A 16,887-nucleotide genomic window follows, 5' to 3' on the forward strand; every position below is an offset into this window, starting at 1 on the left:
TAGATAGGCTAGAAGTGGAAGTTGAGTGATCAATGAAGCGGACTAGTACTAATAGGTCGAGGACTTAACCAAAGTCAATAAGCAATTATGAGTGGTTCAAGGAAGAATTTGTTATTATTTAGTTTTGAGTGTGCAACACTCAAGGTGTCGTGTCGATAGCATAGAGGACACACCTGTTCCCATACCGAACACAGAAGTTAAGCTCTATAGCGCCGAAAGTAGTTGGAGGATCGCTTCCTGCGAGGATAGGACGATGCGGTGCCGTACATAAGAACAACGAGAGCAATCTAATGATGAATTGATTGCTCTTTTATATTGACTTTGATTAAAAAAATATGCATACTCAACAATAGAACAAAAACTTTTCAGGGAGAATCAATGTGATTTCAATGATATTGTCAGTCAAAAAATTATTTTCCTCTTTTTGGATTATTTTCAAATCAGAAGAAACTAAAGGACTCTTGATAGTCATATTTTTGACATTAATAAGTGGTGCTTTCTTTTACAGCGTTGTAGAACATTTAAATCTACTTAACGCTTTTTACTTAAGCTTTGTTACTTTAACGACGATTGGTTACGGTGACATTCATCCGGTGACGGATTTTGGAAAAGTATTTACTATGTTGTACTCTACGGTGGGGATTGGTTTAATGACAATTTTTGTGGCTACAGTAGCTAAAGCATATCTGTCAACTAAAACGAATAAACGTCGACACTGAATGAAACACATTAAAACAATCTTAGGGGAGTATTTATGAAAAAATACATTTTAACTATTGGTAATTCGGGATTAAATGTTATTAGTAGTACGGTGATTGTTCTACCGTTTATTTTTTTTCTGAGAATTATCGGGACACATACAGTATTGTCAGTTTTACCTTTTGTTATTTTTTATACCTTACGGACAACCGGAATATTTTTGATTAGAGGTATCAAAACAAGGCTTAATAGTGCTAGTCTGCTAAAAGTTTCTCTTTACGTTGGTACATTAGGATCTATGTTTGGCATAATTGGAAATTTTTTTCCGGAATTTTATATGATTTCTGCCTTTTTTCTGGGATTAAGTGCTGCTTGGTTACCAACCGCTAATACGTCAATTAATTTTCTTAATATAAAAAGTCATTTACTTTTAGCTAAAAATAAATATTTTACTGTCTTAATTTTGATATTAATCGGATATATACTGTTTATCCCATCTAAAAATTCTTTTATTATATTTTTTTTATTTTACACATTTTTGTACTTGATAGCTATTATGACAATATCTACGATTAATCTATACGCAGTAGATTCCCATGATTTAGAAAGCTATTCATATCACTATTTGGGATTATTTGTAGTATTTTTCGTTTTAATATTTAGTTTGCGATCTAGTCGATTGATGAATAATATTATGCAATTTGATTATTTTATATGGGGATCATTACTGCTAGCTATTATTCTTATTGTGTCAAAACTTTTTTTTCATAGATCACCACAACGTCGTGTTCCTAATGTTTTGAGTTATATAGCAATCATAAATGGTGCCTTAGGCAACTATTTATTCTTATTCGCATCTTTATATGTTGCTGGATACTATGGTCATGATGATTTATTTATCCGATTTTATATACCATATGTCGTAGGCATAGTCATCGCACCAATCATCAATAAAGTTCTAGTCAAAAACAATCATCATACTATTTTTATCATGATGTTGGTAGGCCTCAGTATGATGTTTCTTAGACCTCTTTTCTCATTGGGTATCTTAGTGTTAAGTACAACGAAAGGGTGTTTAAATTCAAAATTAAACCATTTTTACGTACAGCAAAATAATCTGCCATCAGATAAACGAATTTGGGTAAAAAATACGATACAGAGTACAGGTAGTATTATTTACCAATTTATCATCATGATTACAGGGTCATTGATAGTGACGGATCATAATCACTCTATCAAAGAGTTACTGACGGTTACAAGTAAAGGGATACCTAGTAGTTATAGTAGAGAACTGATGATTAATTGGAATTATGTGACTACAACAATACTATTGATTATGGTGATAGGTTATTATTGTTTTCTGTTGCATAACAAATATCAAAGCAAAAAGCGATAAATCCTTTAGGATTATCGATTTTTATTTACTATATAAAACATTAACTTAATTCCAAGTAGCCACTGATTTGACTGAAAATTTTTATAATCGCAACCACATCTAAAATGTCACATGAGTAACCGAAAAAAATAGTCCAATTTATTGACTTCTGACAAAATGTAATAATTTCTTAGCAAACTGTGCCACTAGTTTAAAATTTATTACGTTTGTATGCCTTTGTTTTAAACATGACTTGGTACATAACAAAAGTTAAGATGGTTAAAAATATAAATAACACTAGTGTGTTGCTCATGCTTATTTTGATGTCTGAGTTTTTATCAGTTATTAAAGCAACTGTAGTGGTGCCTAATGCACCGGCAAATTGCTGTGACGTTTGAAATATCGCACTGGCGTCAGATCGATAATTTTTGTCAGTATGTGCTATGGCAGTTGTATTAGTTATGCCAAATGATAATACTCGTCCAAATGTGAATACAATATACAACATCATGATCGTTATATATCCCATATGTTTTACAAACACAAGCATAAATAGCAATGAAACCAAGACAATTACAGGGCCGAAAAACAAAGGAATTTTAGCACCTTTATAGTCGTAAAATTTTCCGAATAGTGGATTAAAAAATGCGCCAATAACTGTCCCAGGGAGTAAAGAAAATCCTGCGAGTGTACTTGTGATTGAAAATCCTATTTGCAGATAATTTGGTATGATGTAATTTCCACCTAAGTTCATGAATTGTAATATAAAAAATGGAATTATAGCCATTGTAAAACTCAAACTTTTAAAAACTGTAATATTTAGAAATTCTTTTTTACTTTTAGAGCTTCTCCAAATAAACCCTATTATTAATAGTGAGAAGATTATAAATAATGCATAGTGTGCAGATCCATGCGCCAGTGAATTAATCGCCAATAACAGAGTGATTAACGAAAACGATAAAAGGAGAAAAGCCAGAAAATCGAAAGATATTTGCTCTGAATGAGTGTTTGAATTTTCGTAGTTAGGAATTGCTATGACTAATGATATAGCAGGAATGATTAGCGTGAAAATAAAAATCATTCTCCAACCCAATGAATCTATCATTAAACCACCATATGTGGGACCTAAAGAAGGTGCTAAACTGAGAATCATGGCTGCAAATCCCATCCACAATCCTAACTTTTCAGTGGGAATCCTAGAGAATATGATATTAAACATCAGTGGCATTGCTAAACCGGCAGATAAACCCTGAAAAACACGACCGATTAGCAATATTGTGAAGTCAGGACTTGAAGCACCGATGATAGTGCCAAGAATAAATAAAGAAACACTAGTGTAATAAGCAGTTTTTTCTGTGAACCGTTTATTAATGTAAGAACTCAGAGTCATAACAATAGCGACCGATAATAAATAAATAGTGGTCACCCATTGAACTGAAGATAAAGATAAATGAAATACCTTTACTAATTTTGGAAAAGTTACGTTCATTGCTGTTTCACTCATAATGCCAGCAAATCCCATTAAAGCTGTTGCAACAATCATACTAATAGTTGTTTTGTTTACTGTGTTATTGATCATTATTGTTAATTTCCTTATCTATTTCAAGCAATCTGCAGAAAGTTATGAAACAATTAATGTTACACCAGTTTAGATGATGGTAGCAAATATATTTATAATAAATCATTGCTTTCAAGACCATCCACAACTGGATTCATCATGGTTTGCTTAAAATTAAGATATCAGATTTACCTGATAAAGGTATTCGACGTAGACGTCAATCTGACGGCCGTCGGCGAGTTTTTGCCCATGGCCGTTCAATTGAACGGCGACCCAAAGTTGTCCAATTAAGACAAGAATTTGGTGATTTTGAAGTGATACGATGCAATCTGGTAAAACACGTGGCGATGTTTTAGTGACTATCACAGAACGATTGAGCCGACAACATATTGTGAGGCATGTCAGTGGTCGCAATAGTCAGGCAGTGACACGGCTATTATTAGGTTTTTCAAGGGCATCAAAAATGCTAAATCAATTACAGTTGATCACGGTAGAGATTTTGCAAAATATGATGAGATAGAAGAAAAGCTAGGCATACCGATGTATTTTGCGCATCCATATTCACCAGAAGAACGCGGCAGTAATGAAGTACTAAACCGATATGTCCGGCGTTTTATACCAAAAGAACGAAAAATAGAAACAATCAGTCAGAAAGAATTAGATCAAATCAATCATTGGGTTAATGCCAGACCAATGAAAATACTCAACTGGCAATCACCACGAAAAGTATTTCAGAAACATGTGGTGTTTGGATGATTCTTGCAATCTGCCATCTATATATTGTTTTGAAACGAATTAAAGTAATGTTACTTCGGATTTTTATCATATGTTAAATTTAATTTTATAACCCAGCGTCTATTGATGTACAAAAAATAGGATTAACAACTGATTTTATTTAAATATCAGCTGTTATCCTAGTGTCGGTTAGTGTATTTTTCTATGACTATGGAAAAATTGTATATGTGTTAAGTAAAATAATCTGAGAGAGAAACTATTGAATTTTTGCCCAATTTCTATTTACTGATCTATCTAGAGACCATGAGTCCCAACCATACCAGTTCGGATCGTTGACAGTATCAATGTTCATTTTGTAACTCCAAAAGAAATAGCCGTCTGATTTTTGCCACTGATCGATCTGAATTTGCCACAATTCTTGATTGATTTTCAAAACTTTCTCTGAATCCGATTCATTGTTGACTGTAAACGCTTGTTGAGTTGGGTTGATGCCACCTTTAGTGTCATGACCTGTGGCGAGAGAATTAAATAGAGACCACTCACCAACCACAACAGGAACAAGTTTTTTAATATTAGCGATATCATTACCAATTTTTGTCATATAGTCTTGATATGATTTAATATCTAAATTATGACTTTCCATTTCTGCAATCATTAAATAATGATGTGTGTCTAAAATAACATTTTCAAAATCATTATTTTGAAAGAACTCGTACCACTTTGACAAATCAAATCCATCATGAAACATAATTACCTTATTTTTTGGTAATATTTTACGTAGAAGGTTATATGACTGTTTATAAAAATTATACAAAAACTCAAAAGTAATTGGTTCATTTTCTTTTGCCATTTCAGCATTTCTTGGATGATATCGTTTCATCATTGTATCATACATTTTTTTGGTGGCAGGTTCATTCAGTACCTCAATACCATACAGTGCTTCACGATTGGAATATCTTTCAGCCAGACGAGTTAAAACAGAGATTGCAAAGTCGACTTTCTCTGGATGTTGTGCCCAATTTTGAACGCCAGTAATACCACCATTATCGAATCCATTTTGGCTTCCTGGAACTGTGTGTAAATCTATCAAGATTTTAAGTCCATAATATTCTGCCCAGTTGAATGCCTTATCTAAATAGTCAATGGCACCTATAAAGGGTGGGACATCACCAAATAGAAAATAGGGTACAGGAATGCGAACAGTGTCTATTCCCATACTTGATATTCTTAAAAAATCAGCTTCTGTGATAAAATTCGCACGGTGCATATTGATGCGAGTTTCGTAATCACTTTTGTTTAAATCTTGTGGTAAATAGAATTCATCATCTGCGGAAACGCCTTCAAACAACTGTGGCGACATCCACTTTTCTAGGACTAACCATCCACCTAAGTTAACACCTTTAATCATAATATAAAAATCTCCTTTATTTTGTTGAACGAATTAATTGAATGAATACCATTGCGAGGCAGGCAAAAACGATTGCTGTGGGGAATACCATATTATATCCACCAATACCTACTAGAATACTTGTGACGATGGGGCCAGCTGTTTGACCTAGAGTAGTAGCCATGTTCAAAATTCCTAAGTCTTTTCCTGATTCTTCTTTATTTGGTAGAACATCAATATTTAATGCCTGATCAACGGCACCGTATACGGCATATCCTAGACCCGCAAAACCTGCAAATAGAATCATTGAAAAAGGAGTTTTTAGCAACCATGGTAATAAAAATCCGATGACCATTAAAATGGTGGCAAAATTAACAGGTAATTTTCTACGACCGAATTTATCAGACAGGCTACCGGACACTAGGGAACCGATTAAGCCGACAATCATCGTCACAACAGACATGATTGAGATAGTGGCAGCAGCCTCTGTCTTGCCTTGTCCAATATAACTGAGAAGTATATATAATTGATAATTCAAAATCATATAGTAAGAAAAAATCAGCAAAGATCGACCAAAAAAGGCTAACCAAAAATCTCTTGCACCATGAAGTGGGGGCCTAAATGATAATAAAAGTTCCTTAAATCCGGTACTTACCGGAGGAAGATTTGTTGCAGATTTTTCTCGTGGCCAAACTATAATTGTTGCCACACCAGCAATGCCCATCATTATACCGGCTGTCACAAATCCAGGTGTCTGATAACTTATGAAACGAGCACCGATCAAGGTTCCCAGAGATGTTCCTACGGTTGTTCCGGCCGAGTATAAAGCTGAAGTTGTAGCACGAATATTTTCTGGTACGCGATCAGAAAGAGTAGCCATTGCAGGTGCAATCATCATGTTCAACCCAACCATACTAAGGCAGTAACTAATTCCCATCAACCAAACATTTTGGAAAATACCAACTAAGAACAAAGATATGCCAGCTACGACACCACCGAGTACGATCCAAGGAGTTCTTTGACCAAAACGTGTACGTGTACGATCGGATAAGTTTCCAACGATCAAGTTTGATAGTAAGGAGGCTATAGCACTAGTTGCATTAAAAATACCAAAAACTACTGTTGAATTTTTGACACCAACAACATCTCGTAAATGTTGTGGTAATAGGACAGCGATAATAATTGCTAATCCAGCCATCCAGAGAAGAGAAAAGACAAAATAGGCTAATATAAAGCGAATCTTTTCGATTTTTGGATTATTATTGTAATCCGTTGCAGTTGTGTTCATTTATTTTTCCTCGTATATTATTACTTATGAGTTAAAGATTTAAATAGCATATATTGTTGAAATTTTGTTAGTTAGTTCGAACAACCAACCAACGGGTTTGATAATAAACCAATCTATTTTCTCTAAAAATTTTAAATTTTATGATTGATAACAGAGAATTTTGCAAATTTTTTACAAGAACAATTGGCGTTAGACTATTCATCACTAGCTAAATTAGTAACATAATAATAATCAAAATCAGCATAAGATTGGTGTTGATAAGCATCAACTGAACCTATAAAATTAAATAATCCAGTAAAACCGCCGATTTCGCCAGGTGTTCCGTTCACACCTTCATCTGACAGGTAACTAGCGTCCATAGTATTTCCAAGCATATGCCAATCATTTTCATCAGCAGTTGAATACAAGAAATCAACGTTTCCTTCAAAGTAATGTACTTTTATCTTAGCCATACTTTGTGCAATATTGACCTCGTCAAAAGTGTATTTAATATTCTTACCTAATTTAGCTTGTTGTAAATTTAAAACAATATTGTCTTCTTGGTCGTTCAATCCAAGATATGCATATATCCAATTATCGGAATCATAATATAGTCCAACACCAGCTGCTTGAGAATAGTGGTCAGGTGAAAAACGTATTCTTGTTTCGATATCATAATTTAAGGAAGTGGCTCGTGTGGCCATAATGGAAGGATTCATCTTAGAAAAGAAAGAATTAGCGCCATATATTCTTAAGTACCCAGGATTGTCAGTGGTGTTTACCCAATTTTTATCTTGATTATGATAAGGAGTCATGAAATGATGGTCGTATTCTTCATTAAAATTCTCAATAATATCATTATTAGTTAAATTTTGGATTATATTTAAATTTGTTGGCCCATCAACTTCCATTTTTGCTAAGTTAGAGCCGTCCGCCATTTCAAGCCAACCATCTTTGTTCCAAACCATCTTTTGTAACGATGTTTCTCGTCCTAATGGATTTAGCTTCGTATTTTTTAGAGGTCGTGCCATCAAATGAGCGATGTACCATTCATCATTTGATGTCTGTAGTAATGACCCGTGACCTGCTTTTTGCATTTGTGATAGTGGGTTATACATTTCAAAATGTCCAGCATCGGGATCACCAAGAGAAAATAGGTGATGCGGAGATGATGTAACAATCGGTTCTCCTGTAGGGTTTGGTTCATAAGGGCCGAAGATGTTTTTTGACCGACCAATCTCTATACCATGTGCATATCCTGTTCCACCACTTGCAATTAATAAATAATAAAAATCATCATGTTTATAAATTTGAGGTGCTTCAACACATCCTCTAGTGGTGAAGCCCGTAGTCACACGATGCCATTTACCAATAATTTCACCAGAATTGACGTCGATTTCCGCGATAACTATGTGTCCTGGGGCCTGGTAACCTGTTCTGGTTTCCCATTCAAGAATAGATATATAATGTTTTCCGTTTTCATGGTAGATCGCGGGGTCAAAACCGATAGAAGTTAGATATATAGGTGTCGACCAAGGACCGGTTATGTTTTTTGACCACATAGCAAACGAATCAGCATTAAATTCTCTTCCGGCCATATTTTGCATATGTGAATAAGCTAACCAGTATTTTTCTGTTTGTGAGTCATACGATAGATGGGGAGCCCATATTCCGGATGGAGTATCGGTTCCGCGTAAATTGACTTCATTGTTATTTAATACTTGTGTTAATAAGTCCCAATTTATCAAGTCTTTAGAATGAAAAATTTGTACGGCAGGATTCCAGTGAAAAGTGGAAGTTGCAATGTAATAATCTTCATTAACTCTTATTATTGATGGATCAGGAGCCATTCCAGGTATGATAGGATTTTTTATGAGTGTCATTTAATTTTAAAAGCCTCTTTGGTGTATTTTTTTGTGACAAGTGATGTATAATTCAGATATATCCTTGATTTACATAATACAATGAAAGCGCATACATATCTATAAAAAATAAAATTAAGTCATTTTTTTAATTTATAAAAGTAAAAAAAGTAATGATTTGAGTGAACGGACTAGTTGTTATGGAAAACAAGCATCACGAAAATATAGTTAATAATTTAGGAATTGGTGTTCGCTTTTATGAGTCAACCGTTGATAAAAGCGGATATGTTCCTTTTCATTGGCACAGCAGTATTGAAATTATATGTGTATTAAGTGGGGAACTGGTATTTAGGTTTGATGGTAGAATACATGTAATTGGACCGGGGGAATTTGTAGTAGTGCCATCTGGTGTGATTCATGACGTTACTAACTCACCTAACCAATCGCTTGTTCTGCAAATCCCACTTAATTTTATTTCTCCGTATTATGACAATCCTGAACTTTTAAATTTTAAAGTGGAAAAAAATGCCATACACACAGTGCACTATGAAAATATTGTTAACTCATTTGCTAAACTGAACCACATATATGCATCTAAGGTCGAGGGATATTCTTTTTTTTGTGGGTCTATAGTATTGCTAATGTTGCAAAATCTCATTGCAAATTTTGTTGATAAGACTGGTTTGGTTGAACCAATTAGTAGTAAATTAAGGGAGATAATTATATTTATAAACGAACATTATTCTGATACATTCAATGTTGAACAATTAGCTGATCAATTCGGATATAACTCGAGTTACTTATCGAGAATGTTTAAAAATCAAATGGGACTGAGCATTATACAATACGTTTATAAAATTAGAATAAATTATATGTATCAAGATCTTCTTAATACTGGTACACCAATTAAAAATATAATGAAAAATCATGGATTAACTAATGAGAGGACCACTCGCGAAATGTTCAAAAATATGTATCAAAAAACACCACGGGAAGTGCGAAAGGATCATGGGCAATAAACAAAATCCCTCATTGACATATGGCAAAAAATCGTAGCAACGAAATAAAATTAAAAAATAAATATATCATATTGGCTACAATGTACCAATATAGGTTTTTCAAGAGTTCAATATTTACAGAGATACTTACGCTTAGTAAAGGTACTGTACACAATTATCTATTGAATTTACAAGAAGAGCAGTATGTTATTCAAGATAATCGTGTCCTCGGCATACAGGCCATTGGTCGAATTCCTATCAATTATAAATTTAATTCTGAAATTGGATTTGTAATTATTATCATTGACACCAGTAAAGAATTGAGTATGTTAATTACAAATGTATATGCTGAGTTAAAATTTAAGATAAATTTAGATAATCAAAGTGAGGAATATGTTGTAAGTAAAGTTATAGATTTAAGTAGTCGATTGCTCGGAACAAGCAGAGGGCTATTGGGTGTTATGCATATTACTGATAGAAGTTCTCGGAAACCATTTAAACTAGATAAATTAAATAGTGTTTATTGTCATAAATATGATGATGATTGTCTTGCTAGTTATCATTTTTCCCACACAGCTGATAAAAGTTTAATTACCGTGCTGAAGTATGATAATCATATATTTTTTAAATGGCATATCCGTAATCGGAAGAATGAACAAGAAGAAAATTATCAGAGCCTACCCATCGATAAAAATATTGGCGTGATGATTAAAAGACATTTGTACAATATGTATCAATTAACAGATCCATTTGCAACAATAACTGAAGAAACTATCCGCCCATTCTTCGATGCTGATTCTAAACGTAAAATTATTTACTTGGATAAACATTCCATTCGGAGACAAATTTTAGAAGAAGGGGTTCGTCAAATGGTAGTGATTTTTTTAGATAAAATAACTTAGATGTGGGTATGTTGCGTTAAGTAGATGCTAAATAAATATATTCTTAATATAATGAACTGTGCGCGGTGAAATATTGAAAGCTTCTGCTGTATCTCGAACAGTGTGGGTTTTAGAATATTCAAAAATGGCGGTGTTACGGCTATCTTTTTTTCGCTTTGGTCTACCTTCCCTATAATTAGGATTATGTTGTTTTGCAAAAACTTTACCGGCCTGAGTTCTTTCGATAATCATGTCACGTTCCATCTCAGCAACCGATAATAAGGTTCTGACAATCATACGACCCATGGGGGTGTTATCAATGGTTCCTAAATTTAAAACCTTAATCATTATTTTTTCTTTTAGCAAATCATCAATTAAATTCAGTGCTTCACGTGTATTTCGAGCAAAGCGGTCTAACTTGGTGACAATCAATGTGTCATTGGGTTCAATCAGATTGACGAGTTTTTCAAATTGAGGTCGTGATGTAGTGGTTCCCGAATATTTTTCACTGAAAATCATGTCAGCGCCTGAAATTTTCAAAGTCTCTTTTTGTTCATTCAAAGATTGTCCAGCAGTAGATACTCTAGCATAGCCATAAATCGTCATATTTTACCTCACAAAAAATGCATAACTAAATTGCAGTATATAAATACAAGTATATCATGACATTAAAAAAGCGCAAATTACTTAAAAGTTTTTTGCACTAATAATTCAAACTAAAAAGCAGATCTTAGTTTTCTAAAATATCTGCTTTTTAATTTGGATTAACGGTGGTTATGTAACCAAGATGATATAGGATGATACTACAATTAACGTATTATTTATTCTTTCTTTTTAAACCGATTAAAGGTGCTCAGAAGTCAATAAATTGGACGTTTTTTCAGTATAATATTTAATGCTATCCTCGTGGGATAATCGGTCATCAGTTTAGGCAAAAAAAGCAAAGGTAACCAATGAATAATGGTTACCTTTACTTTTTGAGTTAATTCAGCAATATTAAATTATTTTTGTTGAGACCAAGATGTTTTCATGTGTTCGAAAATTTTAAAGACATCATCGGTAATTGTCTTGTAATTTTGAATACTTGATGGATCAGAAATGATATTTTCGAAATCTAAAATTTCGTAGAACAAAGCATTCTCTGTACTTCCCTCTGTGATGGATTCTGTTGTATCACTATCGACATGATAAAAATCCGCTGATTGTGCGCGTGGATATTCTGGAATGGTAATATAGCCTTTCGTTCCAGAAATAGTTAGTGCTTTAGGTTGCTTAGCTTGCAAGGAAACAGACACCATCGCAGATTCTCCCACCTGATTATGAAGAATTGTGACAGTCTGTTCATCAACTCCCGTTGGAGCATAGTCAACAAAAGACTGCACATTATTAGGTTGATCTGACATAAAATAGCGTGCCCCAGATATACCGTAAACACCCATGTCAAGCAAGACACCACCGCCTAAATCAGGATTAAAGAAGCGATTTTTAGCATCATATGGTTTAACACTCCCATGAGCCACACTGATATGTTTAATTTTACCTAGTTGACCATTATTAATCATAGCTTTTATTTTTTTGGCTAAAGGCATATGTACTAAAGTCATTGCTTCTAAAAGTATAACGTTATGCTTTTGTGCCAAATCTTCAAGTTGGTCCAAATCTGCCTTGTTCATGGTAATAGCTTTCTCCATGAGTACATGTTTACCATGTTCAATCGCTTGTTTTGCAATATCAAAATGAGTATTGTGTGGTGTAGCAATATACACAGCATCAACATTATCATCAGAAAATACGTCATCTAGAGAATTAAATTGATGAATAACGCTATAATCGCTAGCAAATTGTTTCACTTTGTCTGAATTACGACTAAATACGCCATAAATTTCTCGATTATTCTGATTAAATACGGTTGCCATTTCATGCGCAATAACACCTGTTCCAACGATTGTCCAATTCACTGTCATTTTTTTTTCCTTTCAATTATGTTATATCTAAATTGTAGCGCTTTTAATCATATATTGTATCAAGAACGCTTCGGTACTATTTACTCTTATAAAGCTATTTTTTTAATCGATTTAATTTTGAAAAATATTTTGTAACAAGCAACATCATAAACACCATAAATAATGCTACGCCATCAGTTACGATAAACGACGTGTAATCGACATAACTACCATCACTAAACATTTGAATGGTTAGGATGATAAATACTACAAAAAAACTAGGCGTGAATTGGATCCATGTATAGTGAATATATCTGTTCATGAACAATGCACCAGAATACATGATAATTAAGCATACTATGTAATCTACATTAGACGTTAACGACGTTCCTTTAACCCAATTAAGAATTAATGTCACAAATACAGTGACTGAGATCATAATAAGCATTCTAACAATAGGTGTATTTTGGTTATTTTTAAACCAATCAATGTAGTTTTTTAACATAAATAAATTCCTCTACTTAACCAAATACACATTATCCAAAATCAATTTGATCTAACATGGTTTCCCGACTTGCTTAATCTAATCCCGGGTACTTTTGCTCAGAAGTCAATAAATTGGACTATTTCTATTGGCAACATCAATGTGTTTTTTTAATAATAAATGCACCAAAGATGATCAATCCGACCGCAACCATCACTCCAGGTATTTCTAATATTTTTACGCCTGTATGAGGCAATAAAAGTTGATTATTTTTGTTGGTGAAAGTCTTAATTTTCGGTAATGTCTTTGCCTTTTTTGAAGAGTTTGTTTTGGGTGATGTTTCAAATTCTTTTGTAGAGTTTATTTGTGATGATGTCAACGTTGATGTGGCTTTTTTTTGCTTTTCCTCATGGATAGAGTCTGAGGTGCTTTTTTGGTCAGAGTTTATGGCTATATATATTTGGTAAATATGATTGTACGATAAGCTAGCAATATTAACGTGGATAGTTTCTAGGATGTTTCCAGACTGCAAGTCATGTGCAGTCAGAGGAACTGTGCTAATAATATGTAGTGTATTTCCCACAACAGATGTTTCCGTTTTACTTGCTGATTGAAAGAGAATACTATTTTCTCCATACTCTTTGGGCACAACAGCTGTGATCTCCAGAGACTTTTTATTTGTAACTGGATCAGTTATGATAGTGGCTTGTTTTTGTATAAAATTGCTTGCCACAGATGTGTACCCACTGCCATCACCTTTTAGAATAGCAATGGTTACTTTTTCTTTAGCATAAGAATTATTTGATAGAGTTACTGGCTGTTCAACGGTACCATTAAATTTATTAAATGTACTACTGGAAGTAGAGTTATCCCAAGAGAAGTAAGCACTACCAGCCTCTTTAGGATGATATATTTTGATTGCACCAGGAGTAAAGCTATCAGCATTAATGCCAGAACTATAGGTTAGTGGTAGTACATTACCTAGGTTATCGACCACAGAAAATGGAATACTGAGTGTTTCACCTTGTGAAGTGTAATTAACATTAGGTAGAATAACAGTTTGATATTTAGCATTAACCGTGACTAATTTTTTCAATTGCGCCAATGGACTAATGTCATAAATATGATTTCTGAGCATATTGAGAGTAGTCAAGTTATTTAAAGAACGTAAAGGAGATATGTCCGACACAGACGCGTTGGAAAAAGATAAATTTGTTAAGTTCTTTAAGCTTGATACAGGAGATAAATCAGATACTGATGTCTTACTAAAGTCTAACTGTTGTAGGTTAGTTAAGTTAGTAAGAGCTGTTAAACTAGTTATTTTATCATTGAAGTCAATAGACAACTTGGTCAAATTCGATAGATTACTGAGGCTATTTAGATTAGTGTTTGTCAATGACATTTGAGATAAGGTTAGTTCCTGTAATGTGCTAATGTTTTTCAATGGCGTTAGATCAGAAACACTGTTATCACCTAGGGATAGGTATTTTAAATGCTTCATTTTAGATAATTGATCAATATTTGACAGTTTATTATATCCCAATCGTAATGTCTCTATATTGGAAATTTGAGATAATCCATCTAGGTTCTGTAAATTATTTTGGGATAACGATAAATAGGTCAAATTTTTTAGATTTTGAATGATATTCAGATCATTCAATGAATTGTCGCCTAACTCCAGAGACGATAATGTTGTCATATTTCTGATAGGCATAATTCGTGATACATAGTTACCATAATCATCAGCTAAAAGATTCAAACTTTGTAATTTTAAATTTTCAATAGGTGCCAGATCAGGCGGAGTACTTGCTTTATTTAGTCTAAGATTTAAGACTGTTAACTGATGTAAATTTTGTAATGGCGTTAAATCAGAGATATTACTTCCAGATAAATCTAAAGACTGCAGATTAGTAGCGTACTCTAATCCCTTTAAATTAGTGACATTTTCATATGATAAATTGAGAGAAGTGATGGTTTGAATATTTTGTTGTGTCACTTCCGTACCAAGTTGTCGTGTTAAAATATCTTTTAGCTGTTGATCAGGTAGCCAATCTTCAGTGGTAGTTACGCTTTGTGTAGCGGAACTTTGAATAATATCAGCATCTACGACTGACGTTTTTGTTCCTAATACCATGACTGATGTTATCGAAATGATAACAATTAGTAATTTTTTCAACTTTTTTCTCCCTGATATCTCCAAATATTATACGTTGTTGTTTTATTGTTAGAACTGACTAGAAAATGTTAATCTTACGATGTGGCATAGGACCAGGTAATCGTAATTTCATATTTAGGTCTATAGACAAATTTGAGTTAACATAACACGTCTTACCCAAAGTAGCCGTTATAGCAACCGTTTTCGCCCGTTGTGAAATTACCCTTGTGAATTTTGATCCCCCTGCCCTTTTCTGACAGTTCACAAAGTTTGCTTTAAGCTTTTTTCACAATCTATACCAATTTTTTTAATGATTGTTTTTCACAGTATCAATACTGGATCGAATAATCTTTTTTTCGCTTACAGGCAGATTGTTGATGTATTCTTCCACAATATCATTTATTACTTCATAAATTTTTTTACTTTGCAATGTAGCAATTGTGCTTATAGCAGTATGTGTGTTTAATGGTAGTCTGATTGATTTTGGTAGATCCTTGCTTGTCAATTTTTTTTGAGGGAGCTTCAATAGATCTTCTGGCATAGTACGGTTAGTATCTTCAGAAAGTTCAGGAATAATATTTTCTGGGCGCTCCGTCTTCTTTTTGCGAAATGAATTTAATCCAATATTGTCCGTCATTATTCATGCTCCTTATTTTTTTCGAATATGGTTATACGTTCAAGTGTTTCCGCTATGAGCTCGCTGTAAATTGCGTGTATACGTTTGTCGTGAATATCTTTAGTATTATCAGTTATTCCTGTTCTATCAAATCGTTTCAATCTATTCATTTGTTTAATATGAGTCTTGAAAATATTGTTATCACCAAAACTCTCTGTGGCGTCTTGCAAAACATCCAGGTCAAGTTCAGATCCGTTTTGTTGTAGTACGGGAAGTATACCCAGAAGATCAATATCCAAGTTATAGTCGTCTTGTAACGCTAACAGATGTTCTATATATTTTTCAGCACCTTTTAAAGCTCGTTCTTGTGTTTGTAGTATAACAATCACAAAATCACTTGCCACAAGTGCATTGTCAGTAAATTTGTTAAGCTGTGGTGGAATATCTAAAAATACAAAGTCATATTCATTTTTTATTTTGCTGATGAAATTTGTCAAATGATGGTCTTGTGAGTAATCATCAGAAAAGTTATCATACAAAAATCGTTCATAGTTTTGTAGATCAGAATATGACGGTAATAAGTCGAGGTTATCTTTTACATTTATTAATGCCTCTTTTGGATTGTTGCTTTTGATAGATTCAAAAAGTGTTTCCTTAAAATCTGGTTTTTTCTTGTAAATATTAGTCATTGTTGTTAACAATAAGTCCGTTGCATTAGCTTGAGGATCTAAGTCAATGAGTAATACTTTTTTGTCCATTTTAGATAACGTATAAGATAGCATGACGGAATTGGTTGTCTTCCCTACACCACCCTTAAAGTTTCCAGTTGTAATAACTTTAGTCATTTTTAACCTCTTTATAAATCTATAAAAGTATAATAATATAAATTTATAATATTATACTTTTGGAAATTCATAAATATATAAT

General features: G+C 33.3%; 14 protein-coding genes, 2 rRNA genes and 1 pseudogene (1 of these 17 cut by a window edge). 7 read left to right on the plus strand and 10 right to left on the minus strand.

All coding sequences use genetic code 11. The annotated features are described in order from the left end of the window. The 4 genes from IAE53_RS10810 to IAE53_RS10825 form a co-directional block, all read left to right on the plus strand. A 23S ribosomal RNA gene (locus tag IAE53_RS10810) occupies nucleotides 1–72 on the plus strand; it begins 2,843 nt to the left of the window's first position. 73 nt (nucleotides 73–145) lie between these two features. Next, nucleotides 146–262: ribosomal RNA gene (rrf, locus tag IAE53_RS10815) — 5S ribosomal RNA — on the plus strand. A gap of 127 nt (nucleotides 263–389) precedes the next feature. Next, nucleotides 390–719 carry a potassium channel family protein gene (locus IAE53_RS10820; RefSeq protein WP_233610755.1) on the plus strand — a complete coding sequence of 110 codons (330 nt, stop codon included), beginning with the start codon at nucleotides 390–392 and terminating at the stop codon, nucleotides 717–719. 35 nt (nucleotides 720–754) lie between these two features. Further along, nucleotides 755–2,095 carry a hypothetical protein gene (locus tag IAE53_RS10825; protein ID WP_200136481.1) on the plus strand — a complete coding sequence of 447 codons (1,341 nt, stop codon included), beginning with the start codon at nucleotides 755–757 and terminating at the stop codon, nucleotides 2,093–2,095. A gap of 190 nt (nucleotides 2,096–2,285) precedes the next feature. On the opposite strand, the gene IAE53_RS10830 is transcribed toward IAE53_RS10825, so the two are convergent. Next, on the minus strand, nucleotides 2,286–3,617 hold the full coding sequence (locus IAE53_RS10830) for an MFS transporter (protein ID WP_200554233.1): 1,332 nt from the start codon (nucleotides 3,615–3,617) through the stop codon (nucleotides 2,286–2,288). A 140-nt stretch (nucleotides 3,618–3,757) separates the two neighbouring features. On the opposite strand from IAE53_RS10830, the pseudogene IAE53_RS10835 reads away from it, so the two are divergent. After that, a pseudogene (locus IAE53_RS10835) lies at nucleotides 3,758–4,388 on the plus strand (IS30 family transposase); the annotation flags it as partial. Between the two features lie 235 nt (nucleotides 4,389–4,623). Here IAE53_RS10835 and IAE53_RS10840 read toward each other — a convergent pair. The 3 genes from IAE53_RS10840 to IAE53_RS10850 all read right to left on the minus strand — a co-directional run bounded on the left by IAE53_RS10840 (nucleotide 4,624) and on the right by IAE53_RS10850 (nucleotide 8,904). Beyond that, nucleotides 4,624–5,775 carry a glycoside hydrolase family 5 protein gene (locus IAE53_RS10840; protein WP_200136479.1) on the minus strand — a complete coding sequence of 384 codons (1,152 nt, stop codon included), beginning with the start codon at nucleotides 5,773–5,775 and terminating at the stop codon, nucleotides 4,624–4,626. 16 nt (nucleotides 5,776–5,791) lie between these two features. Beyond that, complete coding sequence (locus IAE53_RS10845; RefSeq protein WP_200136478.1) at nucleotides 5,792–7,042, minus strand: MFS transporter; 1,251 nt, start codon at nucleotides 7,040–7,042, stop codon at nucleotides 5,792–5,794. Between the two features lie 194 nt (nucleotides 7,043–7,236). Further along, entirely contained in the window at nucleotides 7,237–8,904 is a 1,668-nt protein-coding gene (locus tag IAE53_RS10850) for a family 43 glycosylhydrolase (RefSeq protein ID WP_200136477.1), read from the minus strand. 179 nt (nucleotides 8,905–9,083) lie between these two features. On the opposite strand from IAE53_RS10850, the gene IAE53_RS10855 reads away from it, so the two are divergent. Both IAE53_RS10855 and IAE53_RS10860 read left to right on the plus strand, forming a co-directional pair. Then, nucleotides 9,084–9,902, plus strand: coding sequence for an AraC family transcriptional regulator (locus IAE53_RS10855; protein WP_200136476.1), 819 nt, complete (start codon nucleotides 9,084–9,086; stop codon nucleotides 9,900–9,902). A gap of 161 nt (nucleotides 9,903–10,063) precedes the next feature. Beyond that, complete coding sequence (locus IAE53_RS10860) at nucleotides 10,064–10,783, plus strand: hypothetical protein (protein ID WP_200136475.1); 720 nt, start codon at nucleotides 10,064–10,066, stop codon at nucleotides 10,781–10,783. Between the two features lie 27 nt (nucleotides 10,784–10,810). Here IAE53_RS10860 and IAE53_RS10865 read toward each other — a convergent pair whose 3' ends face one another. From IAE53_RS10865 to IAE53_RS10890, 6 genes are all read right to left on the minus strand, one after another. Then, the gene (locus IAE53_RS10865) at nucleotides 10,811–11,368 is read right to left on the minus strand and encodes a recombinase family protein (protein ID WP_200136474.1); all 558 of its coding nucleotides are present in this window, start codon (nucleotides 11,366–11,368) and stop codon (nucleotides 10,811–10,813) included. Nucleotides 11,369–11,763: 395 nt separating this feature from the next. Then, complete coding sequence (locus IAE53_RS10870; RefSeq protein WP_200136473.1) at nucleotides 11,764–12,726, minus strand: Gfo/Idh/MocA family protein; 963 nt, start codon at nucleotides 12,724–12,726, stop codon at nucleotides 11,764–11,766. Nucleotides 12,727–12,820: 94 nt separating this feature from the next. Beyond that, nucleotides 12,821–13,210, minus strand: coding sequence for a transporter (locus IAE53_RS10875; protein WP_200136472.1), 390 nt, complete (start codon nucleotides 13,208–13,210; stop codon nucleotides 12,821–12,823). 136 nt (nucleotides 13,211–13,346) lie between these two features. Then, nucleotides 13,347–15,365, minus strand: coding sequence for a leucine-rich repeat domain-containing protein (locus tag IAE53_RS10880; RefSeq protein WP_200136471.1), 2,019 nt, complete (start codon nucleotides 15,363–15,365; stop codon nucleotides 13,347–13,349). A gap of 286 nt (nucleotides 15,366–15,651) precedes the next feature. Continuing rightward, the gene (locus IAE53_RS10885; protein WP_200136470.1) at nucleotides 15,652–15,981 is read right to left on the minus strand and encodes a hypothetical protein; all 330 of its coding nucleotides are present in this window, start codon (nucleotides 15,979–15,981) and stop codon (nucleotides 15,652–15,654) included. Further along, on the minus strand, nucleotides 15,981–16,805 hold the full coding sequence (locus IAE53_RS10890) for a ParA family protein (protein WP_004913377.1): 825 nt from the start codon (nucleotides 16,803–16,805) through the stop codon (nucleotides 15,981–15,983). The genes IAE53_RS10885 and IAE53_RS10890 overlap by 1 nt, the downstream gene beginning before the upstream one ends. Nucleotides 16,806–16,887 lie beyond the last annotated feature (82 nt).

The sequence above is a fragment of the Leuconostoc sp. S50 genome (genome assembly GCF_016624925.1).
GTDB classification, from domain to species: domain Bacteria; phylum Bacillota; class Bacilli; order Lactobacillales; family Lactobacillaceae; genus Leuconostoc; species Leuconostoc pseudomesenteroides.

Bases quoted from the DNA above. Each gene is read 5' to 3' on its own strand.
- IAE53_RS10820 (WP_233610755.1), top strand. From the start codon at position 390: ATGATATTGTCAGTCAAAAAATTATTTTCCTCTTTTTGGATTATTTTC.
- IAE53_RS10825 (WP_200136481.1), top strand. From the start codon at position 755: ATGAAAAAATACATTTTAACTATTGGTAATTCGGGATTAAATGTTATT.
- IAE53_RS10830 (WP_200554233.1), bottom strand. From the start codon at position 3,617: ATGATTGTTGCAACAGCTTTAATGGGATTTGCTGGCATTATGAGTGAA.
- IAE53_RS10840 (WP_200136479.1), bottom strand. From the start codon at position 5,775: ATGATTAAAGGTGTTAACTTAGGTGGATGGTTAGTCCTAGAAAAGTGG.
- IAE53_RS10845 (WP_200136478.1), bottom strand. From the start codon at position 7,042: ATGAACACAACTGCAACGGATTACAATAATAATCCAAAAATCGAAAAG.
- IAE53_RS10850 (WP_200136477.1), bottom strand. From the start codon at position 8,904: ATGACACTCATAAAAAATCCTATCATACCTGGAATGGCTCCTGATCCA.
- IAE53_RS10855 (WP_200136476.1), top strand. From the start codon at position 9,084: ATGGAAAACAAGCATCACGAAAATATAGTTAATAATTTAGGAATTGGT.
- IAE53_RS10865 (WP_200136474.1), bottom strand. From the start codon at position 11,368: ATGACGATTTATGGCTATGCTAGAGTATCTACTGCTGGACAATCTTTG.
- IAE53_RS10870 (WP_200136473.1), bottom strand. From the start codon at position 12,726: ATGACAGTGAATTGGACAATCGTTGGAACAGGTGTTATTGCGCATGAA.
- IAE53_RS10875 (WP_200136472.1), bottom strand. From the start codon at position 13,210: ATGTTAAAAAACTACATTGATTGGTTTAAAAATAACCAAAATACACCT.
- IAE53_RS10885 (WP_200136470.1), bottom strand. From the start codon at position 15,981: ATGACGGACAATATTGGATTAAATTCATTTCGCAAAAAGAAGACGGAG.
- IAE53_RS10890 (WP_004913377.1), bottom strand. From the start codon at position 16,805: ATGACTAAAGTTATTACAACTGGAAACTTTAAGGGTGGTGTAGGGAAG.